The organism is Pseudomonas sp. OE 28.3, assembly GCF_014268205.2.
Taxonomy (GTDB): domain Bacteria; phylum Pseudomonadota; class Gammaproteobacteria; order Pseudomonadales; family Pseudomonadaceae; genus Aquipseudomonas; species Aquipseudomonas edaphica.
This window is the reverse complement of sequence record NZ_CP077082.1, coordinates 6,198,360-6,222,474: the sequence shown is the minus strand read 5'-3', so window position 1 is coordinate 6,222,474 and position 24,115 is coordinate 6,198,360. Positions and strand designations below refer to the sequence as shown.

Sequence of the window (24,115 nt, the reverse complement as noted above, 5' to 3'; positions counted from 1 at the left end):
TCAGAGGCCGGGAATGCGCGCAATTGGCGTCTGTCGGACGATCGTTCCCACGCTCTGCGTGGGAATGCCTCCTGGGACGCTCCGCGTCTCGCTAGAAAGATGGTGTTTGTTTGCGCCGTGTCCATTGGCTCAAGCGCTCTTGCAGCACCTGTGGGCTGTCGATTCCCTGTTGGCGCGCACGGCTGAAAAGGATGAGCATCAGCTCTGCCGTGGCCAATGCATCGGCGCTGGCGTGATGGCGTTCGCCCACGTGCAGCTTGAAGTGGTTGATCCAGTCATCGAGCCCGGCTTCACGGATATTCGCGTCGGGGCACAACAGCGGGGCGATGTCGGCGACATCGAGGAACGGATGGGCCAACCGATAACCCAGGCTGTCCTTGAGCGCCCGGCACAGCATGTGTTGGTCGAACGGCGCATGGAACGCCAGCAACGGGCTGTCGCCGACAAAGGCCATAAAGTCCAGCAAGGCTTCGGCCGGGTCGCTGCCGGCGGCAATCGCGCTGGGGCCGAGGCCGTGGATCAACACGCTGGGGCCAACCTTGGTGTTGGCCCGTAGCAGGGTGCGCTCGAACATCTGCGAAAAATCCACCGCGCCATCCTCGATCACCACCGCGCCGATGGACAGCACTTGGTCGCGGTTGAGGTTCAGGCCGCTGGTTTCCAGGTCGACCACCACCCAACGTTGGCTGCGTAACGACCCTTCGCCCAGCAATGCGGGCTTGGGCAATTGTGCCAGCCGCTGCTGCTGAGCCGCGTCGAGCCCGGGCTTGTTCTTGCGCAGCCAACTGAACAGGCTCACAGCTGATACCGTAGCGTCAGGCTGCTTTGCAGGCGTTGGGCCTGGCGCAGGGATTCACGCAGGATGCGCCGGTCCAGGTGGTTGAGGCTGTCGGGGTCGACGCGGTTGGAATACGGCAGGTTCTCGCGGGTTTGCAGCTGATGCTGCTGCATGCGGGTTTGCTGGATAAAGTGATAGGCCTCCTCATAGGCAGCGCCATCCAGCGGCTCAATGACCTCCTTGACCACCAGTTGGCGCAGGCGCTCCAAGGTATTGTTGGCGTGGATACCGTTGGCCAGGGCCAACAGGCGCGCGCCATCGACAAAGGGCGTAAGGCCCTGCACCTTGAGGTCGAGCGTGGCCTTTTCGGCGCCTTTGCGCGTCAGCACAAAGTCGCGGAAACGCCCGACCGGCGGGCGCTGGCGCAAGGCGTTCTCGGCCAGCATGCGTTGGAATAAGCGGTTATCGGCCACCTGATCCAGAATGCCCTGGCGCAGTTGCTCGCAACCGCGCTCGTCACCCCACACCACGCGCATATCGAAATAGATGCTCGACCCGAGCAGGTTCTCCGGCGTGGCCTCGCGAATAAATGCACCGAAGCGTCGCGCCCATTCGGCCCGTGACAGGCACAGCTCGGGGTTGCCGGCCATGATATTGCCCTTGCACAGGCTGAAGCCGCACAACGCCAGGCTTTGGTTGATCTGCTGCGCCAGGGGCAGCAGGCGGCCGCGGATCTCGGCGGCTTCGGCGGCGTCCTTGGCTTCAAACAGGATGCCGTTGTCCTGGTCGGTAAACAGGGTTTGTTCGCGGCGCCCTTCGCTGCCGAAACACAGCCAGCTGAAGGGCACGCCAGGGTCGCCTTTGTCGGCCAGGGTCAGTTCGATCACCCGGCACACGGTGTGGTCGTTGAGCAGGGTAATAATGTGGGTGATCTGAGTCGAGGAGGCACCATGGGCCAGCATGCGTTCGACCAGTTGGCCGATTTCACCGCGAATCGCCACCAGGTTTTCCACCCGGGGTGCGTTTCGAATGGTGCGGGCCAAGTGCACCAGGTCGACCCGTTGCAGGGAAAACAGGTCGCGCTCGGACACCACGCCACACAGGCGCTGGTCTTTTACCAGGCACACATGGGCGATGTGTCGCTCGGTCATGGCGATGGCGGCATCGAAAGCGCTGTGGTCCGGGCTTAAAAAGAACGGCGCCTGGGTCATATGGCCGGCGATGGCTTGATTGAAATCGCCGGTGCCATCGGCGACCACCTGGCGCAGGTCGCGCAAGGTGAAAATCCCCAGCGGCGCCTTGTGCTCGTCGACGATCACGATGCTGCCCACTTGTTGCTCATGCATCAGTGTCACTGCCTCGCGCAGCGGCGTGGTCGGGCTGCAGGTGACCGGGTGGCGCATGGCCAATTCACCCAGGCGGGTGTTCAGTGAATACTGGGTGCCCAGGGTTTCCACGGCCTTTTGCTGCACCTGCTGGTTGACCTGATCCAACAGGCTGCTGACTCCGCGCAGGGCAAAATCGCGAAACGGGCTGGAAAGGGCGAACAGCTTGATAAACGCCGGCTTGTTCAGTTGCAGGCAGAAGGTGTCTTCGGCGGCTTTGTGCTCGGTGCGTGTCGCACGCTCACCCAGCAACGCGGCAAGAGGGAAGCACTCGCCGGTGGTGATCTCGAAGGTGGCTTGCGTCGAGTCCGGCCGCTCGCCGACTACGCGGCCCTGCTTGACGATATAGAAGTGCTCCACCGGCCCGCCGGACGGTTTGAGAATGCTGTCGCCGGGGCCGTAGAAACGCAGCTGGCACTGTTCGACCAAGAACGCCAGGTGGGCGTTTTCCATCTGGTTGAACGGTGGGAAGCGTTGCAGGAATTGCAGGGTGCCGTGGATGTTCTGCAACACGGCGGTTTTTCCCGCGTGCGTGAAAGCATCAGCTTTACTCATAACAGTGACCGCAGTTTTTTTGTCGTTATCGTCCTGCATGGTCGACTCCCGCGCGGCGGGTGCCCATTGGACGTAAGTCTAGGTCTGGGAAAAACCATTCACGACTAGGGAAAAACCTTACATGACTATCGTCCAAACCCCGTAGAACGCCCACTAGGCAAACTTTCCGACGAAGTGCACATTGTTCGCCCTTCCGCAGATGTCTGACGAGTGTGCTGGGAGATTGAATAGAACTGCTGAGAAACGTATGTCCGACCACGATATTTTGAGTGATGCCGAGCGCGAGGCGCTGAGCGCCGTGATGCTGGAGCCCGATTTGCCGCCACAGCGGGTGTTGATTGTCGACGACGACAAGGACGCTCGTGAATTGCTTGCGGAGATCCTGGGTCTGGACGGCATTCGCTGCATGACCGCCGACAGCGGCGAGACAGCGTGGGATTTGTTGAGCTCCAGCAGTTCCATCGGTTTGCTGATCACCGATTTGCGCATGGCGCCGAGCAACGGCCTGCAATTGATTCGCAAAGTGCGCGAGTCAACCCGTGCGGCGTTGCCGATCATCATCATGTCGGGAGACGCGGAAGCGCCGGATGTGATTGATGCGATGCATTTGAGCGTGGTGGATTTTTTGCTCAAACCGATCGATAGCGTGAAGTTGGCGAAGATGGTCAAGCGGGAATTGGGGATGGCGCAGTAGCTACCGCTGGTCGGACTTCTGTAAGAACTGTCAACTTTGACAGTAGCGGTGGTATGAGCATCGCTGTTCACTTGGTTTGAGGGCGGTCGGAATCACCGCCTCAACTTACTAGAGAACAGAGGCCAGTCATGAGCACAAATGGAAGTTACACCACTGCCAATTTTATGAAGCTGGAAATCACCAAGAAAGGCAGCTTTTATAAAAGTTTTGATTCTCACGATGTTAATGTTGAAATTGCGGGCGAAGACTCCGGGCTCTACAGCTATCGGGGGGCTGATACCTTCTCTGTGTTTTTTAAGCCTCAAACTGAGGATGGGGTCGCTACTTATAAATTTGAAAGCAAGGATGAAAAATTTATTTGGACCTTGAAGGACGGTATTAGCAATAAATATTTTTTTATGAGCGGTACTTTGAAGGAAACTGTCACCCACTCCCCGAGCAAACGGTTGTATGAGCTGAATGGGATGTTTGCAGATAAGGGTGGGGTCGAATATAAAGTTGTAGGCACTGCTGAGTGGAATGATGATTTGTAATTGATTGAGTTGTTCTGTAAATATTCCAGGTTTTTTGGAATGCAGGTATCTGCGGTTTTACTGCGATATACAGCACTTTGTAAGTGCGCGAGAGGGGGCTCATTGTGGCGATTGATTAATGAGCCTTGATGAAGATAGATGTCAGACAGTTATGTTTTTTCGAACGGCAGTCCCATCGTTTAACTCATTGCATGAAGTGCAATGGCTAAAACAGTAAAGCCCTGATCTTGCGATCAGGGCTTTTTTCATTTACAGGCCGTTTTTAGCCTTGAACTCACGACGCCTGCGATGCAACACCGGCTCCGTATACCCATTCGGCTGCTTAGTCCCTTCAATCACCAACTCCACCGCCGCCTGGAACGCGATGTTGCTGTCGAAATCCGGTGCCAGCGGGCGATACAACGCGTCACCGGCATTCTGACGGTCCACCACCGGCGCCATGCGCTTGAGGCTTTCCATCACCTGGGCTTCGTTGACGATGCCGTGGCGCAGCCAGTTGGCGATGTGCTGGCTGGAGATGCGCAGGGTGGCGCGGTCTTCCATCAGGCCCACATCGTTGATGTCCGGCACTTTCGAGCAACCGACGCCCTGGTCGATCCAGCGCACTACATAACCGAGGATGCCCTGGGCGTTATTATCCAGTTCGTTGCGGATTTCTTCGTCAGACCAATCGGTGTTGCTGGCCAGAGGAATGGTCAGGATATCGTCTACCGAGGCGCGCTCGCGCTTGGCCAGTTCGGCCTGGCGGGCGAACACATCAACCTTGTGGTAGTGCAGCGCATGCAGCGCAGCCGCCGTCGGCGATGGCACCCAGGCGGTGTTGGCGCCGGCCAGTGGGTGAGCGATTTTCTGTTCGAGCATCGCCGCCATCAGGTCGGGCATGGCCCACATGCCTTTACCGATCTGTGCACGACCTTGCAGGCCGGTGCTCAAGCCGATATCGACGTTCCAGTTTTCGTAGGCACCGATCCATTTTTCCGCCTTCATGGCGGCCTTGCGCACCATCGCGCCAGCTTCCATGGAGGTGTGGATTTCATCGCCGGTGCGGTCGAGGAAGCCAGTGTTGATAAACACCACGCGCTCGCTGGCCGCCTTGATGCAGGCCTTGAGGTTGACCGTGGTGCGGCGCTCCTCGTCCATGATCCCGACTTTCAGCGTATTACGCGGCAGGTTCAACACGTCTTCGATGCGGCCGAACAGCTCATTGGTAAACGCTGCTTCTTCGGGGCCGTGCATCTTCGGTTTTACGATATAGACGGAACCGGTGCGGCTGTTCTTGCGGCTGCTGTTGCCGTTGAGGCTGTGGATCGCCGACAGGCTGGTGAGCAGGCCGTCGAGGATACCTTCCGGTACTTCGTTGCCGTCTTTATCCAGGATCGCGTCGATGGTCATCAAGTGGCCAACGTTACGCACGAACAGCAGCGAACGGCCGTGCAGGGTCACGTCCTGGCCATCCACGCCGGTGTAGACGCGGTCGGCGTTCATGGTGCGGGTGAAGGTCTTGCCGCCCTTGGCCACTTCTTCGGCCAGGTCGCCTTTCATCAGGCCGAGCCAGTTGCGGTAGATCACCACTTTGTCATCGGCATCGACGGCGGCGACGGAGTCTTCGCAGTCCATGATGGTGGTCAGCGCGGCTTCCATCAGCACGTCTTTGACGCCGGCGGCGTCGGTCTGGCCGACCGGGGTGCTGGCGTCGATCTGGATTTCGAAGTGCAGGCCGTTGTGTTTAAGCAGGATCGCAATCGGCTCGGCCGCAGGGCCCTGGAAACCGATCAGTTGTGCGTCGTCGCGCAGGCCACTGTTGCTGCCGCCCTTGAGGCTGACGATGAGCTTGCCATCCACCATCTTGTAACCGGTGGAATCGACGTGGCTGCCGGCGGTGAGCGGCGCGGCTTCGTCGAGGAAAGCACGGGCGAAGGCAATTACCTTGTCGCCACGCACTTTGTTGTAACCCTTGCCCTTCTCGGCGCCGTCGGCTTCGCTGATGGCATCGGTGCCATACAGCGCGTCGTACAGCGAGCCCCAGCGTGCATTGGAGGCGTTGAGGGCGAAGCGGGCATTCATGACCGGCACCACCAGCTGCGGGCCGGCCATGCGGGCAATTTCGTCATCGACATTTTGGGTCGAGGCCTGGAAATCTGCAGCTTCTGGCAGCAGGTAACCGATATCTTGCAGGAAGGCTTTGTAGGCCACTGGGTCGTGGGCTTTGCCTGCGTGGGTCTGGTGCCAGGTGTCGATCCGCGCCTGGAAATCATCGCGTTTGGCGAGTAGGGCTTTGTTCTTCGGTGCCAGGTCGTGGATGACCTTGTCGGCGCCGGCCCAGAACTGGTCGGCAGTGATGCCGGTGCCGGGAATGGCTTCGTTGTTCACGAAGTCGAACAGGACTTTGGCGACCTGCAGGCCACCGACTTGAACGTGTTCAGTCATTGCTTGCCTCACTCTGCGGAGCTTATGCGCTGTTTCAGATTTTCATTATGTAGTGCACGGTTGGGCATACTACATGATGACTTGCGGTTGTGAAAATTAGACTAAATACGTCGTTTAGCGACTCATTTTGGTCGTACGGTCACAGCGGAGAATCGGATGTTCTCAAAAAACTATTGGATTGTTCCAGATAAATATAAAAATGGTACACGATTTGTTCCTGGCCGCTTCCGTAGGCAATGGCTTCATGTGGGAGCGGGCTTGCCCGCGATAGCGATAGCTCAGCCAACCGATGTGTAACTGACAGGCCCCAACGCGGCATAAATATCGACACAACTTTTGAAGGCAGCCAATTTCTCCTGTGGCGAGCAGGCTTGTCCTGCGTTGGGCTGCGAAGCAGCCCCAAACTCAGACGCTGAGTTCCAACAGGAAAATTGCAGTGCCTTTACTGGGGCCGCTTCGCAGCCCAACGCAGGACAAGCCTGCTCGCCACAACAGCCCACTTGCAACATACGCCCATCGCGGGCAAGCCCGCTCCCACAGGGTGTGTGCCTATAATCGATGATCAACCCACCGAGGGCTTCGCCATGGACCATCTTGTACTCACTATTATCGCCGCCGACAAACCCGGCCTGGTTGAACGCATTGCGCAGAACATTGCCGCCCACGGCGGTAACTGGCTGGAAAGCCGCATGGCGCACATGGCCGGGCAGTTTGCCGGGATTTTGCGGGTCAGCGTGCCGACGGAACAGCGTCAAGCCCTGGTCGGCGCGCTGGAGGACTTATCCACACATGGCATTCGTGTGCTGGTGGGCGAGGGCAGCAGCGGGCAGGCCTCGGCGTCCAAATCGATCATGATGACGTTGGTGGGCAATGACCGCGCAGGCATCGTGCGCGAAATCACGGCGCTATTGAGCAAACAAGGCGTGAACCTGGCGAGCCTGAGCACGGATGTGCGTCCGGCGCCCATGAGCGGTGATCCCTTGTTTAGCGCCGAAGCGTTGTTGCAGGTGCCGGCCGCGTTGTCCCTGGATACCTTGCAGCTGTCCCTGGAAACCTTGGCCGATGATTTGATGGTGGAACTGCACCACGAGGAATAATCGGTCCACAAGGTTATGCATGGAAATCTTGCATGGGCCTGTGGATAACCTGTAGAGACCCGGCGCCAGGCCATGCCGGCCGGGCTTCTTCGTCGATTGAGCAAAAAACGAGCAGTTTCAATGGCTTGTGCACAAATGGCGGGGATCAGGGTGTGGATAACCTTGGGGTGAATGCCTGCAAGCCACGTGCACTGTGGCTTGCAGAGGTTTGTACGTTATTTGATCAGCGTTTGCGCACCGTCAGCCATGCATCCAGGCTGTAAACCACCAGGCCCGCCCAGATAAATGCGAAAGCAATCAGCGTGCTGGTCGCCAGGTGTTCACCGAACAGCAGCACCGCTTCCAACAGCACCAGCGTCGGCGCCACGTATTGCAAAAAGCCCAGTGCGGTGTAGGGCAAATGCCGTGCGGCGGCGTTGAAACACACCAGCGGAATCAGCGTAACCGGGCCTGCGGCCACCAGCCACCAGGCTTCGGAGGTGCTCCAAAATTCAAGCTGCGCACTATGGGCCGACGGGTTGAACAACAACCAGGCGACGGCGATCGGCACCAGCATCCAGGTTTCCACCACCAGCCCTGGCAGCGCCTTGACCGGCGCCTGTTTGCGGATCAAACCGTAAAAGCCGAAGGTCAACGCCAGCACCAGCGACACCCACGGCAGACTGCCGACTTGCCACACTTGCTGCGCCACACCCACCGCCGCCAGCCCGACGGCGATCCATTGCAGGCGGCGCAGGCGCTCGCCCAGGATCAGCATGCCCAGCAGCACATTCACCAACGGGTTGATGTAGTAACCCAGGCTCGCTTCCAGCATGCGCCCGCTGTTCACCGACCACACATAGGTCAGCCAGTTGGCCGCAATCAACGAACCGCTGAGTGCCAGAATCGCCAGGCGCTTGGGGTTGTCGCGCAGTTCACGGAACCAGCCGGGGTGCTTCCATACCATCAACAGCAAACCGCCGAACAGCGCCGACCACAAGACGCGGTGCACGATGATTTCGGCGGCGGGAACACTGGCGATGGCTTTGAAATAAAGTGGGAAAAGACCCCAGATGACATAGGCACTCAGGCCCAGGATGTACCCTTTGCGGGGGTTGGCGGCGTGCATTGCAGAATCCTTGCTCAGGCAGCTTACAAAGCGCGATTGTAAGGATTTTTGTCAGGCAAGGCAGGGGCTTTTCTGTGGGAGCTGTCTTGCCTGCGATGAAATCACCTTAGTACCACTGATACACCGAGTTGTCTGAATCGCAGGCAAGCCAGCTCCCACACCGGTGGTGTACTGCTCTTTAGAAGAGTTTGAGGGGTTCTTCATTGAGCGCCGACAGTTGCTCACGCAACGCCAACACCTGGTCGCCCCAATACCGCTCGCTGCCAAACCACGGAAAGCTGTGGGGGAATGCCGGGTCATCCCAGCGCCGGGCCAGCCAGGCGCTGTAGTGCATCAGGCGCAAGGCGCGCAGGGGTTCGATCAAGGCCAGTTCGCGTGGGTCGAAGTCGTGGAACTCCTGGTAGCCGTCCATCAATTCCGACAGCTGGCCCAGGCATTCCTGACGGTCGCCCGCGAGCATCATCCACAGGTCCTGCACGGCCGGGCCCATGCGGCAGTCGTCCAGGTCGACGATGTGGAACATCTCGTCGCGGCACATCATGTTGCCGGGGTGGCAGTCACCGTGCATGCGGATGTTCTTGTGCGGTGTGGCCTTGTACACCTCTTCCACGCGCTTGAGCAGGTCGCGCGCGACAGACTCGTAAGCGGGCAGCAGGCTCTTGGGAATGAAATTGCCTTCAAGCAAGGTGTTGAGGGAATCGTGACCGAAGTTCTTCACCCCCAAGGCTTCGCGGTGTTCAAACGGGCGGGTGGACCCCACGGCGTGCAAACGGCCAAGCAATTGCCCGAGGCGATACAGCTGATCCAGGTTGCCCGGCTCCGGCGCACGCCCGCCACGGCGTGGGAACAGGGTGAAGCGAAAGCCCGCGTGTTCGAACAGGCTTTCGCCGTTATGCACCAGCGGTGCAACCACCGGCACTTCGCACTCGGCCAGTTCGAAGGTGAAGCGGTGTTCTTCCAGGATCGCTTCGTTGGTCCAGCGCTGCGGGCGGTAGAATTTGGCGATCAGCGGCTCGGAGTCTTCGATGCCCACCTGATACACGCGGTTTTCGTAGCTGTTAAGCGCCAACACGCGCGCGTCGCTGAGAAAGCCGATGCTTTCGACGGCGTCGAGTACTAAATCGGGGGTGAGTGTTTCAAACGGGTGGGCCATGCGAACTCCTGCGCGCAGCAGGGCGCCGCGTCCGGCCGGGTATGGTAACGCACCAACGCTGAGATAGGTGGCGACTGTGCCATTGCCATCGCAGGCAAGCCAGCTCCCACACTTGAGCGTGGAATGCGCTCAAAGGTGGGAGCTGGCTTGCCTGCGATGAGGCCCTGTCAGGCGCCGACTATCCCACCATCATCCCGCCGAATCGCCATCACCGACGAGCGCGGCTTGCCGTTGGGCAGATGCTCCGGCCAGGTCGAACCCCCGGTTTCCCCCGGATGCTGAATCCCCACAAACAGGGTCTTCTGGTCCGGCGAAAAGCTGATGCCCGTGACCTCGCACGCCACCGGCCCAACCATGAAACGGCGGATTTCCCCGGTGTTGGGGTCGGCGCACAGCATCTGGTTATTGCCCATGCCGGCGAAGTCGCCCTTGTTGCTGTAGTCGCCGTCGGTGAGGATCCACAGGCGCCCTGCCTTGTCGAACCCCAGGCCGTCGGGGCTGTTGAACATGTTTTGCGGGTTGATGTTGGACGAGCCGCCTTTTGGCGTGCCGGCATGCACACCGGGGTTGCCGGCCACCACAAACAAATCCCAGGTGAAGGTGTTGGCGCCGTGGTTATCCGCGTCGGCTTTCCAGCGCAGGATCTGGCCATACACGTTTTTCTCACGCGGATTCGGCCCGCCCACCGGCTGGCCGTCTTCACCGCGTTTGGCGTTGTTGGTGAGCGTGCAATACACCTGGCCGTCGGTGGGGCTGACCACGATCCATTCGGGGCGGTCCATGCGTGTGGCTTTCACCACACTGGCGGCCAGGCGCGCGTGGATCAGCACTTCGGCCTGGCTGGCAAACCCCGAGCTGGCGTCGATGCCGTTTTTGCCGTGGGTGAGTTCGACCCATTCGCCTTTGCCCTTGGGGTGGTCGGCATTGCCGTCGCCGGCATCGAAAATCGCCACGTACAGGGTGCCGTGGTCGAGCAGGTTCTTGTTGGCTTTGGGGTTGTGGTGGTTGATCGGATCGCGGCTGACGAACTTGTAGATGAACTCGCCACGCTCGTCGTCGCCCATGTACACCACGGCGCGGCCATCACGGGTTTCTGCCAGTGCGGCGTTTTCGTGTTTGAAGCGGCCCAGGGCAGTGCGCTTGACCGGTGTGGATTGCGGGTCGAACGGGTCGATTTCCACCACCCAGCCGTGGCGATTGAGTTCGTTGGGGTTCTTGGCCATGTCGAAGCGCGGGTCGTGCAGGTGCCAATTGATCTCGCGGCTGGCGGCCACCACGCCGTAGCGTTTTTGCCCGGCGTCGAAGCTTTGTTGCGGGTTGCTGCTGCCAAAGCAGTCGGTGAAGTTCTCTTCGCAGGTCAGGTAAGTGCCCCATGGCGTCTTGCCGTTGGCGCAGTTCTGGAAGGTGCCGAGGGCTTTTTTGCCGGTTTTGTCGGCGCTGGTTTTCAGCCAGGCATGGCCGGCAGCGGGGCCACCCAGGCGGATCGGCGAGTTACCGTGGATGCGGCGGTTGTAGCGCGAGTCCTGCACGAACTGCCAGGTGTCGCCCTTGCGCCGCACCTCTATCACCGACACACCTTCGCTGGCCTGGGCCTTGCGCACGTCTTCAGCCGATTGCGGCGCGCCGCCATGGGCGTAGAGGTAGCGGTAGTTGGTGTATTCGTTGTTGATGGCCATCAGCGCACGGTTGTTGTCACCGGGGAAGGCGAACAGGCTCATGCCGTCGTTGTTGTCACCGAACTGCTGTTCCTGGGCCTTGGCAGTGCCATTGCCGGACGGGTCGAAGGCTGGCGCGTTCTTGTGCAGCGGCTGGCCCCAACTGATCAGTACCGAGGCGGAGTAACCCGGCGGCAAGGTGATGGCGTCGCTGGTGGCCGCAGCGATGCTGGCAAAGCCCAGCAAGGGGCTGGCGGTGGCAGCGTTCACGGCCATTGCGCTGCGGGTGAGCAGGTTGCCACCCAGGAACATCGCGGCACCGCACAGGGCGCCGGCGCCGATAAAACGGCGGCGGGTGAGGCCGACCATCTGTTCAAGGTCGGTGGCTTGGTTTTCTTCTAATAGGCTCATTTCAGGCTCCCTGCGGTTTTTGCAGACACCTTAAGGAGCGCTCGTGACGAATTTGTTGCAGCTTAAAGATGGCGGGCGCCTAAACCGGTGTGCCGAGCAGCACATTGCTGGGTGAGAATTGCACCTGGACTTGGCCGCCTTCGACGACACCCATTGCCTGGAGCGCGGCGGGCTGCGCCAGGGCGCATAAAACCTGGCCGTTGGGCAGTGTGATGCGCACTTCGCTGGGGCCGTCATCGGCGTCGAGAATCGTCTCGATCACACCGCTCACGCAATTGTGTCCAGGTGTTGCAGCCTGCCCGATGGCGAGCAATTCCAGCCATCCGGCCTTGATCAAGGCGACCACTTCAACGCCGGTCTCCAGCTCCAGCCGCTGCGTGCTGTCGTGAGTGATCTGCGCACTCAGGCTCAAGCCGCCCGAGAGTTGCAGGCGAATCAAGTCATTGCGGCCCTGGTGTTCGATGGCGCTGACCTGGCCGTGCAGTTGGTTGCGCGCGCTGGTGCGCAACATCAGGCGACCGAGCAGGTTGAAGTCGCTCGCGTCCTCATCCGAACCCAGCACCTCGGCCTGCAACACTTGCAGGCGTTGGTACAGGCGCAGCACGCGCTCACCTTCGGCCGTCAGCTTGGCGCCGCCGCCGCCTTTGCCGCCGACGCTGCGCTCCACCAGCGGCTTTTGCGCCAGGTTGTTCAACTCGTCGATCGCATCCCACGCGGCCTTGTAACTCAGGCCAGCGCTCTTGGCCGCGCGGGTAATCGAGCCCTGCTCGGCAATATGCGCCAACAGGGCGATGCGCTGGGGGCGGCGGATGATGTGTTGGCTGAGGGAGGTCGGCAGAGACATGTGGATACGCTTCGATAAGGTCAGCGGACGTTGCAGGCGCGGCGCACGCGAGTCAAGTCATGAGCCTGGTTTTGGCGTGCGGGCCAGACAGTACACATCGACCTGACGAGCGCCAGCGTCCATCAATAGGCGGGCCAGGCTGTGGGCGGTGGCGCCGGTGGTGAGTACGTCGTCCACCAGCGCAAAGTGGCGGCCCTGCACCTGGGCGCCGGGTGCCAGCGCAAACGCGGTGAGCAGGTTGCGTTGGCGGGTCTTGGCGTCGAGGGCTTGTTGCGCGACGGTTTCATGGGGGCGTAACAACAGGTGTTCATCGTGTGGGAGGTCGAGGTCTTCGCTGAGCCAGCGGGCCAACATCAACGATTGGTTGAAGCCGCGCTCACGCAGACGCTTGCGCGCCATGGGCACCGGCAGCAGGCAGTCGGGGCGGGTGAGTGCGGTGTTGTCGAAACGGTGTTGCAGATACTGGCCCAGCAAGTGTGCGAGCAGATGACCCAGTGGCCAGCGCGACTGGTGTTTGAAGCGGCTGATAAGGGTGTCGACGGGGAAACCGTAGGTCCAGGGTGCGATCACCTGTTTATAGGCAGGCGGCTTTTTTTGACAGGGGCCGCAAATCAAACCCTCCATCGGCAGGGGCAGGGCGCACACCTCGCAATGCTCCAGCAGCCAGGGCAGCTCGGTTTCGCAGGCGTTGCACACAGTGTGGTTGGAGTTTGTTGCTTCATCGCAAATTAAACAGGTCTGGTTGTTTTCTAACCAGATGTAAACCTGATGTTTGTATCTGAGTTGACAGTGCATGAATCTTCCTTAAATATGCCGAGCATCCGTGTCGTGACTGACTGTGGGTATTGCGGGTATTGCCGGTATTGCCCTTCCCACAGCGTAAGCCCAAGCATAATCAAGGAATCGCCCATGAGCGCCAGCACCTCTGCCACCCTGCGTCACGATTGGTCTTTAGCCGAAGTCAAAGCGCTGTTTGTGCAACCCTTCAACGACCTGTTGTTCCAGGCGCAGACCGTGCACCGCGCGCATTTCGACGCCAACCGCGTGCAGGTCTCGACCTTGCTGTCGATCAAAACCGGCGCCTGCCCGGAAGATTGCAAATATTGTCCGCAGTCGGGCCACTACAACACCGGTCTGGAAAAAGAAAAGCTGATGGAGGTGCAGAAGGTCCTCGAAGAGGCCGCTCGCGCCAAAGCCATCGGTTCGACGCGCTTCTGCATGGGCGCCGCCTGGAAGCACCCGTCGGCCAAAGACATGCCCTACGTGCTGCAGATGGTCAAAGGCGTGAAGGCCATGGGCCTGGAAACCTGCATGACCCTCGGCCGTCTCGACCAGGACCAGACCGAAGCCCTGGCCCAGGCCGGCCTGGACTACTACAACCACAACCTCGACACCTCGCCTGAGTTCTACGGCAGCATCATCACCACCCGCACTTACGGCGAGCGCCTGCAAACCCTGGCGTACGTGCGTGATTCGGGGATGAAGATCTGCTCGGGCGGCATCCTCGGCATGGGCGAGTCCCTCGACGACCGCGCCAACCTGCTGATCCAACTGGCCAACCTGCCGGAGCATCCGGAGTCGGTGCCGATCAACATGCTGGTGAAAGTCGCCGGTACGCCGCTGGAAAACGCCGAAGACATCGACCCGTTTGACTTTATCCGCATGCTCGCCGTGGCGCGCATCCTGATGCCGCAATCCCATGTGCGCTTGTCGGCCGGCCGTGAAGCGATGAACGAGCAGATGCAGGCCCTGGCGTTTTTCGCCGGTGCCAACTCGATCTTCTACGGCGACAAGTTGCTGACCACCGCCAACCCGCAGGCCGACAAGGACATGCAACTGTTCTCGCGCCTGGGAATCTTGCCGGAGGCGCGTGAAGAGCACGCCGATGAAGTGCATCAGGCAGCGATTGAGCAGGCGTTGGTGGAGCAGAAGAGCAGCGAGCAGTTCTATAACGCGGTGGTTTAACGCCTCTCTCCACATTTGAAACGCAATCCAACTGTGGGAGCTGGCTTGCCTGCGATAGCGGTCTTCCAGACATATTGATACTGAATGTGCTGCCGTCATCGCAGGCAAGCCAGCTCCCACATTGGATCGGGTTCAACCTGAACTGCCGAGGCCTGCATGTCTTTTGATCTCGCCGCGCGCCTCGCTGCCCGCCGGGCCGAACACCTTTATCGCCAACGCCCTTTGCTTGAGAGCCCGCAAGGCCCGCAAGTGGTGGTGGATGGCCAGCCGCTGCTGGCATTCTGCAACAACGACTACCTGGGCCTGGCCAATCACCCGCAAGTGATCGAAGCCTGGCGCGCCGGGGCCTCCCGATGGGGCGTGGGCGGTGGCGCTTCGCACCTGGTGATCGGCCATGCCACGCCGCACCATGAGCTGGAAGAAGCACTGGCCGACCTCACCGGACGCCCGCGTGCACTGCTGTTTACCACCGGCTATATGGCCAACCTGGGCGCGGTCACCGCGTTGGTGGGGCAGGGCGATACGGTGCTGGAGGACCGGCTCAACCACGCCTCGCTGCTGGACGCCGGGCTGTTGTCCGGGGCGCGTTTCAACCGCTATCTGCATAACGACGCCAGCAGCCTGGCCAAACGCCTGGAGAAGGCGACCGGCAATACGCTGGTGGTCACCGATGGTGTGTTCAGCATGGACGGCAATCTGGCCGACCTGCCTGCGCTGGCCCGTGAGGCACGCGCCAAAGGCGCCTGGTTGATGGTCGATGACGCCCATGGCTTCGGGCCGTTAGGTGCTACGGGCGGTGGAATTGTCGAGCATTTCGGCTTGAGCCAGGAAGACGTGCCGGTATTGGTCGGCACCCTCGGTAAAGCGTTCGGCACCGCCGGAGCGTTTGTGGCGGGCAGTGAAGAGCTGATCGAAAGCCTGATCCAGTTCGCCCGGCCCTACATCTACACCACCAGCCAGCCACCGGCATTGGCCTGCGCCACTTTGAAAAGCCTGGAGCTGCTGCGTACCGAGCACTGGCGGCGTGAGCACCTCAATGGTCTGATCCGCCAGTTCCGCCAGGGCGCCGAGCAGCTTGGCCTGCGGTTGATGGACAGCTTCACGCCGATCCAGCCGATCCTGATTGGCGACAGCGCCACCGCCATGCGCCTGTCGCAGATGCTGCGCGAGCGCGGCCTGATGGTGACAGCCATCCGCCCACCGACTGTGCCGGCCGGCAGTGCGCGTTTGCGCGTGACACTGACAGCGGCCCACAGCGCGGCCCAGGTGCAGCTATTGTTAAACGCATTGGAAGCGTGTTTCCGGTTGTTAAGTATTACGGAGCCCGACCATGCGTGATCGACTGGTATTACTGCCCGGTTGGGGGCTCGGCGTTTCACCGCTGGAGCCTTTGGCTGGCGCCTTGCAGGGTTTGGACGAACACCTGCAAGTGCATATCGAACCGTTGCCGGTGCTGGCTTCCAGCGATCTGGATGAATGGCTCGACGAACTCGACGCCACACTGCCGGACAACGCCTGGTTGGGCGGCTGGTCCCTGGGCGGCATGCTCGCTTCCGAGTTGGCGGCGCGGCGCGGCGAGCGCTGCTGCGGGCTGCTGACATTGGCGAGCAACCCGTGTTTTGTCGCCCATCAAGGCTGGCCCAGTGCGATGCCTGCCGAGACGTTCGATGCGTTCCTCGCGGGTTGCCATGCCGATTCTCAGGTCACGCTCAAACGCTTTGGCCTGCTGTGTGCCAAGGGCGCTGCAGACCCGCGAGGGCTGTCGCGCCTGTTGGTCAGCGGGGCGCCGAATACGTTGTCGAGTGTGTTGATGCCGGGCCTGGAACTGCTTGCTCAACTGGATACCCGCGCCGCTTTGCAAGCGTTTCGTGGCCCGCAACTGCACCTGTTTGCGGGGTTGGACGGTTTAGTGCCCGCTGAAGCCGCGGGTGATCTATTGGCCCTGCTGCCCGATGTAGAAATCGGCCTGATTGAACAGGCCGGTCACGCTTTTCTTCTGGAAGACCCTCACGGTGTAGCGGGGGCCATCCAGGCTTTTTTGCATGAGTGTGTTGATGACTGATTTATCCCAGCCCCCACTGCCGGGCGGTTTGCCGGACAAGCGCCAGGTGGCGGCCTCGTTTTCCCGCGCAGCAGCCAGCTACGACAGCGTCGCCGAGTTGCAGCGCGCAGTCGGGCATGAGCTGTTGTCTCGCCTGCCAGCTGCCATCGCGGCCAGACGCTGGCTGGATGTGGGCTGCGGCACGGGTTATTTCAGCCGTGCACTGGGCGAACTGTTGCCAGCAAGCCAAGGCGTAGCGCTGGATATTGCCGAGGGCATGCTCAACCATGCGCGGCCTTTAGGGGGCGCGCAGCACTTTATTGCGGGGGATGCAGAACGCTTGCCGCTTGCAACTGAGAGCTTCCAACTGCTGTTCTCCAGCCTGGCGGTGCAGTGGTGCGCGAATTTCGACGCGGTGCTCAGTGAGGCCTGTCGTGTGCTGCAACCCGGGGGCGTCTTCGCATTTGCGAGCCTGTGCGTGGGCACCCTGGACGAGTTGCGCCAAAGCTGGCGTGCGGCGGATGGCCTGGTTCACGTCAACCGCTTTCGCACCTTCGAGGCTTACCAACAGCTGTGTGCTGCCAGCGGTTTGCGGGTGCTGAGCCTGGAGCGCCAGCCTCACGTGTTGCATTACCCGGATGTGCGCAGCCTGACCCACGAACTCAAGGCGTTGGGCGCGCATAACCTCAACCCCGGTCGCCCGGGAGGGTTGACGGGGCGCGCGCGGATTGTTGCACTGGTGCACGCTTACGAGCAGTTCCGCCAGGCCCAGGGCCTGCCCGCCACGTACCAAGTGGTGTACGCCGTACTGGAGAAACCGTTATGAGCGCCGCTTATTTCATCACCGGCACCGATACCGATGTGGGCAAAACCACCATCGCCGCCGGGCTGCTGCATGCCGCGCGGCTGGCGGGTAAAAGCACCGCCGCCGGAAAACCGGTGGCCTCAGGCTGCCAGCTCACCCCAAAAGGTTTGCGCAACGCCGACGCCTTGGCACTGCTGGCCGAATGTTCGCTGCCGTTGACCTATGCCGAGGTCAACCCGGTGGCCTTTGAACCCGCGATTGCGCCGCACCTGGCCGCGCGGGAGGCGGGTGTGGCGCTCACGGTGCAATCACTGTTGAAGCCGATGCAGCACATACTCGCGCAACACGCGGATTTCACCTTGATCGAAGGCGCAGGCGGCTGGCGGGTGCCGTTGGCCGATCAGGACAACCTGTCGGACCTGGCCATGGCGCTCAAGCTGCCGGTGATCCTGGTGGTGGGCGTGCGTCTGGGCTGTATCAGCCATGCGCTGCTCACCGCCGAAGCCATCGCGCGGGACGGTTTGCCGTTGGCGGGTTGGGTGGCAAATATCATCGACCCCAAGACCTCTCGTCTGGAAGAGAACCTCGCCACCCTGGCTGAGCGGTTGCCTGCGCCGTGCCTGGGGCGGGTGCCAAAGCTCAAGCAGGCCAGCGCGAAAGTGGTGGCCGAGTACCTGGAGTTGGACCTGCTTGACTGATTTTGGCTATCGCTAAGGCATTATGCCATTAGTGTTTTTGACGGGCGTTTTGCCAGGATGTCTGCTTCAATTCAAGTTCACGATTCTCTAAAGGCAGGCTTACGCCATGGAAATCTCTGGAAGCAGCGCGTTTTATTCGGGGCTGAGCACTATTCAGGCCGGGCAGAACCGCGTCGACCAGGCCGCCGGCAAAATTGCCGGCGCCGCGACGACCCAGCCCTCGGACGCACAAAGTGATCGTCTACAAGCCAACGATCGCGCCCAGCCGTCCAACTCGGCGAGCAACATGGTCGAAATGGCCCAAGGCAAGTTTCAAGTGGAGCTGGGCGCGAAAGTTGCCAAGGCTTCGGATGAAATGCTTGGCACGTTGATCGATACCTACGCTTAACTTTCTATCGGCACACGCCGGCTCTTCTGTGGGAGCTGGCTTGCCTGCGATAGCATCGACTCAATCTTCCTGATATACCGCGGCGCCTGTATCGCAGGCAAGCCAGCTCCCACACAAGCCAGCTCCCACATTGTCCTGTGTCATCTCGTTGAACTTCTAAACTCCTTTTAAGCGTGGCATCCCGCCGCAGGCCTTGCCGTGCGTGGCATTGATGCGCGTCATGACAAACGGCTTCGGCGCGATGCTTGACAACCCCAGGTCGTAAACGTATGTTTCAAACACCTGTTTGACCGCCATAACAAATCCACGCGGTTGTTCATCCCAGATACATCAGCAGAGGTTTATCGCTATGCCTGACTACAAGGCCCCCTTGCGTGATATTCGCTTCGTTCGTGACGAACTGCTCGGTTATGAAGCGCACTATCAGAGCCTGCCGGCTTGCCAGGACGCTACCCCGGACATGGTTGACGCCATTCTTGAGGAAGGCGCCAAGTTCTGTGAGCAAGTGCTGGCACCGTTGAACCGCGTGGGTGACATCGAAGGGTGTACCTGGAGCGAGTCAGGCGTAAAAACCCCTACTGGTTTCAAAGAAGCCTACAAGCAGTTCGTCGAAGGCGGCTGGCCAAGCCTGGCCCACGACGTGGAGCACGGTGGCCAAGGCCTGCCGGAATCCCTGGGCCTGGCCGTGAGCGAGATGGTCGGCGCCGCCAACTGGTCGTGGGGCATGTACCCTGGCCTGTCCCACGGTGCGATGAACACCATCTCCGAGCACGGCACCCCGCAACAGCAAGACGCTTACCTGACCAAGCTGGTTTCGGGTGAGTGGACCGGCACCATGTGCCTGACCGAGCCGCACTGCGGCACCGACCTGGGCATGCTGCGCACCAAGGCCGAACCTCAGGCTGATGGTTCCTACAAAGTCTCCGGCACCAAGATCTTCATCTCGGCCGGTGAACACGACATGGCCGACAACATCGTCCATATCGTACTGGCTCGCCTGCCGGACGCACCGGCCGGCACCAAGGGTATTTCGCTGTTCATCGTGCCTAAATTCCTGCCGAACGCAGACGGCTCGATCGGCGAGCGCAATGCGGTGACCTGTGGTTCCCTGGAACACAAGATGGGCATCCACGGTAACGCCACCTGCGTGATGAACTTCGACGCGGCCACCGGTTTCCTGATCGGCCCGGCGAACAAAGGCCTGAACTGCATGTTCACCTTTATGAACACCGCTCGCCTGGGCACCGCGCTGCAAGGCTTGTCCCACGCCGAGATCGGCTTCCAGGGCGGCCTGAAATACGCTCGCGACCGCCTGCAAATGCGCTCGCTGACTGGCCCGAAAGCGCCGGACAAAGCCGCTGACCCAATCATCGTGCACCCTGACGTGCGCCGCATGCTGCTGACCATGAAAGCCTTCGCTGAAGGCAACCGTGCGATGGTGTACTTCACCGCCAAGCAAGTGGACATCGTCAAGTACGGCACCGACGACGAAGCCAAGAAGCAAGCCGACGGCCTGCTGGCGTTCATGACCCCAATCGCCAAGGCGTTCATGACCGAAGTCGGTTTTGAATCGGCCAACCACGGCGTGCAGATCTACGGCGGCCACGGCTTTATCGCCGAGTGGGGCATGGAGCAGAACGTTCGTGACAGCCGCATTTCGATGCTGTACGAAGGCACCACCGGCATCCAGGCACTCGACTTGCTGGGCCGTAAAGTGCTGATGACTCAAGGCGAAGCGCTCAAGGGCTTCACCAAGATCGTGCACAAGTTCTGCCAGGCCAACGAAGGCAACGAAGCCGTTAAGGAATTCGTTGCACCGCTGGCGGCACTGAACAAAGAGTGGGGCGAGTTGACCATGAAGGTCGGTATGGCCGCGATGAAAGACCGTGAAGAAGTCGGTGCCGCCTCGGTGGACTACCTGATGTACTCCGGCTATGCGTGCCTGGCTTACTTCTGGGCCGACATGGCACGCCTGGCTGCTGAAAAACTGGCTGCCGGCACCACCGAAGAGGCGTTCTACACCGCCAAGCTGCAGACGGCGCGCTTCTACTTCCAGCGCATCCTGCCGCGTACCCAGACCCATAAGGTCACCATGCTGTCGGGCGCCAACAACCTGATGGACATGAAAGAAGAAGACTTCGGCCTGGCTTACTAAGCCCTGCCGGTCTCCTGAAAACCGCCGCTTCTTTTGGAAGCGGCGGTTTTTTTATGTGCGGCGATAAAAAACACAGCACAGCACTCAGGGATTGCGCCTGGCTGCCGTTACAGTGATGGCAATGTGATACAGGTCACATTGAATGTGCTTAACTGTGCTCAGTGAAGGCACTGTGCCATCTTTCTGGGCGGGTCGGAGCTTTACCCTTGTCGCGCGTGTCCGCTGTACGGTTCAGTCATTTTCTTCCTTCGTTACTGCTATTGATGGCCGGGCTCTCGGCTGCGTATGTCAAAGACCTCAGCGTGTTCTTCACCTCGCTGTTCAATGTGCTGCCGACCTTGGTGCTGTTGCTCGGCGGCGCGTACTGCGCGGTGTATCGGCGCCAGCGTGAGCTGTTTCTGATGATCACGGTGTACGTCGTTTACTTCCTGCTTGACACCCAGACCGATTATTACCGCGATAACGGCCGCGTCCGTGAAGACGCCGCGGTGGTGTTCCATCTGTGTTGCTTGCTGTTGCCGTTGCTGTTCAGCATTTACGCGCTGTGGCAGGAGAAAACCCACCTGTTCCGCGACTTTGTGGCGCGCTGCGCCGTGCTTTTTGCGTTTGGCAGCGTAGCCCTGGCGCTTGAGCAGAGTTTCCCCCAAGCCTTGCTGAACTGGCTGGCGGAGATTCGCTGGCCGGCGCTGCATGGCAGTTGGATGAGCCTGATCCAGCTGTCGTACCCGATGTTCCTGATTGGTTTTGTCACCCTGGCGGCGCAGTACTGGTATCAGCCGCGGCCCTTGCACGCGGCGCAACTGGTGGGTTTGCTGGGGCTGTTCTGGATGTTGCCGCAAACCTTTATCCTGCCGTTCACGCTGAACATCATGTGCAGCCAGGTAATGCTGATGATTGCCGCCGGCGTGGCGCACGAGGCTTATCAGATGGCCTTTCGCGATGAACTCACCGGCTTGCCGGGGCGGCGCGCGCTCAATGAGCGCATGCAACGGTTGGGGCGCAATTATGTGTTGGCAATGAGCGACGTCGATCACTTCAAGCGCTTTAACGACACCCACGGCCACGATGTCGGTGACCAAGTGCTGCGGCTGGTGGCCAGCAAATTGTCGAAGGTCAATGGCGGTGGGCGTGCCTATCGTTATGGCGGGGAAGAGTTTGCCGTGGTGTTCGCCGGCAAGACGTTGGACGAGTGCATGCCGCACCTGGAAGAGATTCGCGAGATCATCGCCAACTACGCCATCAAGCTGCGCAACCCGGACCGTCCCCACGACGACCAGCAGGGCCGCCAACGCCGGGTGGGCAGTGGCGCCTCGAGTGTGTCGGTGACGGTCAGCATCGGCGTGGCCGAGCGCCAGGTCGAGCAGCGCACGCCTGAAGAAGTGCTCAAGTCCGCCGATCAGGCGCTCTACGCGGCCAAGGGCGCGGGGCGTAACTGCGTGGTCGCTGCCGGGCAAACCCGGCGCGGCGCGGTGCGCATGGAGAGCGCTGCCGGTTGAGTGATGGCGGTGTATTCAGCGGTTCTACAGTAATTGTTCGAGGCGATGACCGGCAGTAGGTTGAAAGTATCTGCTGCCGGAGACATTGCCATGCCTGAGTACAAAGCTCCCCTGCGCGACATGCGCTTTCTGATCGACAACGTGTTTGATTTTCACGGCCACTACGCCGCCTTGGGCGCCACCGACGCGAGCCCGGATATGGTCAGCGCGATTCTCGAAGAAGGCGCCAAATTCTGCGAAAACGTGCTGTCGCCGCTCAATCGCAGTGGCGATGAAGAAGGCTGCCACTTCGACAATGGCGTGGTCACCACGCCCAAGGGCTTCAAGGAAGCTTTCGCCCACTACGTGGAAGGCGGCTGGCATGGCGTGGCGGCGGACCCGGTCTACGGTGGCCAGGGCTTGCCGCTGTCCCTGGGCCTGGTGCTCAGCGAAATGATCGGCTCCAGCAACACCTCCTGGGGTATGTACCCGGGTCTCACCCACGGTGCAATGTCGGCGATTCACGCCCACGGCACTGAAGAACAGAAAGCCACCTACCTGACCAAACTCACCGCCGGCGAATGGACCGGCACCATGTGCCTCACCGAAGCCCACTGTGGCACCGACCTGGGCCTGATCAAGACCCGCGCCGTGCCCCAGGCGGACGGCAGTTACGCGGTCACCGGCAGCAAGATCTTTATCTCGGCCGGCGAGCACGACATGAGTGCCAATATCATTCACTTGGTGCTGGCCAAACTGCCGGACGCCCCGGCGGGCACCAAAGGTATCTCGTTGTTTATCGTGCCCAAGTTCCATGCCGATTCAGGCGAGCGCAACGCGGTGCACTGTGGTTCCATCGAGCACAAGATGGGCATCAAGGCCTCGGCCACCTGCGTGCTGAACTTCGACGGTGCCAAGGGCTTTTTGATTGGCGAGGCGAACAAAGGCCTCAATTGCATGTTCACCATGATGAACCACGCGCGCCTGGGCACTGGCATGCAGGGTTTGTGCAATGGTGAGGCGAGTTTCCAGGGCGCGATCAAATACGCCAACGACCGCCTGCAAATGCGCTCGCTGACCGGCGCCAAGGCCCCGGATAAAGCCGCTGACCCGATCATCGTGCACGCCGACGTGCGGCGCATGTTGCTGACCATGAAGGCCTTCAATGAAGGCAATCGGGCGCTGACCTACTTCACCGCGCAACTGCTCGACACCGCGCACTTGAGCAGTGACGCCGCCCAACGCCAGGAGGCCGAAGATCTGTTGGCGTTCCTCACACCTATCTGCAAAGCCTTTATGACCGAAACCGGGCTGGAGGTGACCAACCACGGTATGCAGGTGTTCGGTGGCCATGGCTACATTCGCGAATGGGGCATGGAGCAACTGGCGCGTGATGCGCGGATTGCGCCGATCTATGAAGGCACCAATGGCATTCAGGCGCTCGACTTGCTGGGCCGTAAGGTACTGGGCAGCCAGGGCAAGTTGCTGCGCGGGTTTACCAAACTTGTGCATAAGTTCTGCGCAGCGAATGCCGAGCACCCGCAGCTCAAGGCCCAGGTTGAGCAGCTCAACCAACTGAACCAGCAATGGGGCGAGCTGACGATGAAGGTCGGCATGGCTGCCATGAAAAACCCGGATGAAGTGGGCGCGGCGGCGGTGGATTACTTGATGTACAGCGGTTACATCATTCTGGCGTACCTGTGGTTGCGCATGGCCATTGCGGCCCAATCGCATGACGACGCAGCGTTCGCCCAAGCCAAATTGGCCACCTGCGATTTCTACTTCAAGCGCTTGTTGCCGCGTACTGCAACGCACCGCGCCGCTGTGGAGGCGGGCAGTGAGTGCTTGATGAGCTTGCCTGCGCAGTTGTTTGCGCTTTAGGTGCGATTGATTCACTGCGGTCAAAATGTGGGGCTGGCTTGCCTGCGATGGCATCAACTCGGTGTAA

General features: G+C 60.5%; 21 protein-coding genes. 12 read left to right on the top strand and 9 right to left on the bottom strand.

Annotated features, from left to right (window positions below):
* Nucleotides 1–91: 91 nt before the first annotated feature.
* Both HU759_RS28090 and HU759_RS28085 read right to left on the bottom strand, forming a co-directional pair.
* Nucleotides 92–799: a 3'-5' exonuclease gene (locus HU759_RS28090; protein WP_170036890.1), complete on the bottom strand. Its 708-nt coding sequence runs from the start codon at nt 797–799 to the stop codon at nt 92–94.
* Complete coding sequence (locus HU759_RS28085; protein WP_186617043.1) at nt 796–2,718, bottom strand: putative nucleotidyltransferase substrate binding domain-containing protein; 1,923 nt, start codon at nt 2,716–2,718, stop codon at nt 796–798. The genes HU759_RS28090 and HU759_RS28085 overlap by 4 nt, the downstream gene beginning before the upstream one ends.
* A 247-nt stretch (nt 2,719–2,965) precedes the next feature.
* Here HU759_RS28085 and HU759_RS28080 point away from each other — a divergent pair, with 247 nt between their 5' ends.
* Both HU759_RS28080 and HU759_RS28075 read left to right on the top strand, forming a co-directional pair.
* Nucleotides 2,966–3,412: a response regulator gene (locus HU759_RS28080; protein ID WP_017138015.1), complete on the top strand. Its 447-nt coding sequence runs from the start codon at nt 2,966–2,968 to the stop codon at nt 3,410–3,412.
* Between the two features lie 128 nt (nt 3,413–3,540).
* On the top strand, nt 3,541–3,945 hold the full coding sequence (locus HU759_RS28075; RefSeq protein WP_170036893.1) for a hypothetical protein: 405 nt from the start codon (nt 3,541–3,543) through the stop codon (nt 3,943–3,945).
* 249 nt (nt 3,946–4,194) lie between these two features.
* On the opposite strand, the gene HU759_RS28070 is transcribed toward HU759_RS28075, so the two are convergent.
* Nucleotides 4,195–6,372 carry a malate synthase G gene (locus HU759_RS28070; RefSeq protein ID WP_170036894.1) on the bottom strand — a complete coding sequence of 726 codons (2,178 nt, stop codon included), beginning with the start codon at nt 6,370–6,372 and terminating at the stop codon, nt 4,195–4,197.
* 584 nt (nt 6,373–6,956) lie between these two features.
* Here HU759_RS28070 and HU759_RS28065 point away from each other — a divergent pair.
* Nucleotides 6,957–7,469 carry an ACT domain-containing protein gene (locus tag HU759_RS28065; RefSeq protein ID WP_017138018.1) on the top strand — a complete coding sequence of 171 codons (513 nt, stop codon included), beginning with the start codon at nt 6,957–6,959 and terminating at the stop codon, nt 7,467–7,469.
* A gap of 223 nt (nt 7,470–7,692) precedes the next feature.
* On the opposite strand, the gene rarD is transcribed toward HU759_RS28065, so the two are convergent.
* The 5 genes from rarD to HU759_RS28040 all read right to left on the bottom strand — a co-directional run bounded on the left by rarD (nt 7,693) and on the right by HU759_RS28040 (nt 13,435).
* The gene (rarD, locus tag HU759_RS28060) at nt 7,693–8,577 is read right to left on the bottom strand and encodes an EamA family transporter RarD (RefSeq protein WP_017138019.1); all 885 of its coding nucleotides are present in this window, start codon (nt 8,575–8,577) and stop codon (nt 7,693–7,695) included.
* Nucleotides 8,578–8,755: 178 nt separating this feature from the next.
* Nucleotides 8,756–9,730, bottom strand: coding sequence for a serine/threonine protein kinase (locus HU759_RS28055; protein WP_056857817.1), 975 nt, complete (start codon nt 9,728–9,730; stop codon nt 8,756–8,758).
* Between the two features lie 167 nt (nt 9,731–9,897).
* Nucleotides 9,898–11,796, bottom strand: a complete 1,899-nt coding sequence (locus HU759_RS28050) for a PhoX family phosphatase (protein ID WP_017138021.1) — start codon at nt 11,794–11,796, stop codon at nt 9,898–9,900.
* Nucleotides 11,797–11,875: 79 nt separating this feature from the next.
* Nucleotides 11,876–12,640, bottom strand: a complete 765-nt coding sequence (locus HU759_RS28045) for a TOBE domain-containing protein (protein WP_138451637.1) — start codon at nt 12,638–12,640, stop codon at nt 11,876–11,878.
* A 57-nt stretch (nt 12,641–12,697) separates the two neighbouring features.
* On the bottom strand, nt 12,698–13,435 hold the full coding sequence (locus HU759_RS28040; protein WP_138451640.1) for a ComF family protein: 738 nt from the start codon (nt 13,433–13,435) through the stop codon (nt 12,698–12,700).
* A 114-nt stretch (nt 13,436–13,549) separates the two neighbouring features.
* On the opposite strand from HU759_RS28040, the gene bioB reads away from it, so the two are divergent.
* From bioB to HU759_RS28010, 6 genes are all read left to right on the top strand, one after another.
* Complete coding sequence (gene bioB / locus HU759_RS28035; protein WP_017138024.1) at nt 13,550–14,605, top strand: biotin synthase BioB; 1,056 nt, start codon at nt 13,550–13,552, stop codon at nt 14,603–14,605.
* A 156-nt stretch (nt 14,606–14,761) separates the two neighbouring features.
* Nucleotides 14,762–15,943: an 8-amino-7-oxononanoate synthase gene (gene bioF / locus HU759_RS28030; protein ID WP_177034673.1), complete on the top strand. Its 1,182-nt coding sequence runs from the start codon at nt 14,762–14,764 to the stop codon at nt 15,941–15,943.
* Nucleotides 15,936–16,667 carry an alpha/beta fold hydrolase gene (locus HU759_RS28025; RefSeq protein ID WP_017138026.1) on the top strand — a complete coding sequence of 244 codons (732 nt, stop codon included), beginning with the start codon at nt 15,936–15,938 and terminating at the stop codon, nt 16,665–16,667. The genes bioF and HU759_RS28025 overlap by 8 nt, the downstream gene beginning before the upstream one ends.
* The gene (gene bioC / locus HU759_RS28020) at nt 16,660–17,472 is read left to right on the top strand and encodes a malonyl-ACP O-methyltransferase BioC (protein WP_017138027.1); all 813 of its coding nucleotides are present in this window, start codon (nt 16,660–16,662) and stop codon (nt 17,470–17,472) included. The genes HU759_RS28025 and bioC overlap by 8 nt, the downstream gene beginning before the upstream one ends.
* On the top strand, nt 17,469–18,149 hold the full coding sequence (bioD, locus tag HU759_RS28015; protein ID WP_017138028.1) for a dethiobiotin synthase: 681 nt from the start codon (nt 17,469–17,471) through the stop codon (nt 18,147–18,149). Before bioC ends, bioD begins: the two co-directional genes overlap by 4 nt.
* A gap of 106 nt (nt 18,150–18,255) precedes the next feature.
* Nucleotides 18,256–18,537, top strand: coding sequence for a hypothetical protein (locus HU759_RS28010; protein ID WP_017138029.1), 282 nt, complete (start codon nt 18,256–18,258; stop codon nt 18,535–18,537).
* Between the two features lie 156 nt (nt 18,538–18,693).
* Here HU759_RS28010 and HU759_RS28005 read toward each other — a convergent pair whose 3' ends face one another.
* A complete protein-coding gene (locus HU759_RS28005; protein WP_186617045.1) occupies nt 18,694–18,834 on the bottom strand; it encodes a hypothetical protein in 141 nt (46 codons plus the stop codon).
* 52 nt (nt 18,835–18,886) lie between these two features.
* On the opposite strand from HU759_RS28005, the gene HU759_RS28000 reads away from it, so the two are divergent.
* The 3 genes from HU759_RS28000 (at nt 18,887) to HU759_RS27990 (ending at nt 24,048) form a co-directional block, all read left to right on the top strand.
* Entirely contained in the window at nt 18,887–20,692 is a 1,806-nt protein-coding gene (locus HU759_RS28000; RefSeq protein WP_017138032.1) for a phenylacyl-CoA dehydrogenase, read from the top strand.
* Nucleotides 20,693–20,898: 206 nt separating this feature from the next.
* Nucleotides 20,899–22,188: a GGDEF domain-containing protein gene (locus tag HU759_RS27995; protein WP_170036898.1), complete on the top strand. Its 1,290-nt coding sequence runs from the start codon at nt 20,899–20,901 to the stop codon at nt 22,186–22,188.
* A 90-nt stretch (nt 22,189–22,278) separates the two neighbouring features.
* A complete protein-coding gene (locus tag HU759_RS27990) occupies nt 22,279–24,048 on the top strand; it encodes an acyl-CoA dehydrogenase C-terminal domain-containing protein (protein ID WP_170036899.1) in 1,770 nt (589 codons plus the stop codon).
* The last annotated feature ends 67 nt before the right edge of the window (nt 24,049–24,115 follow it).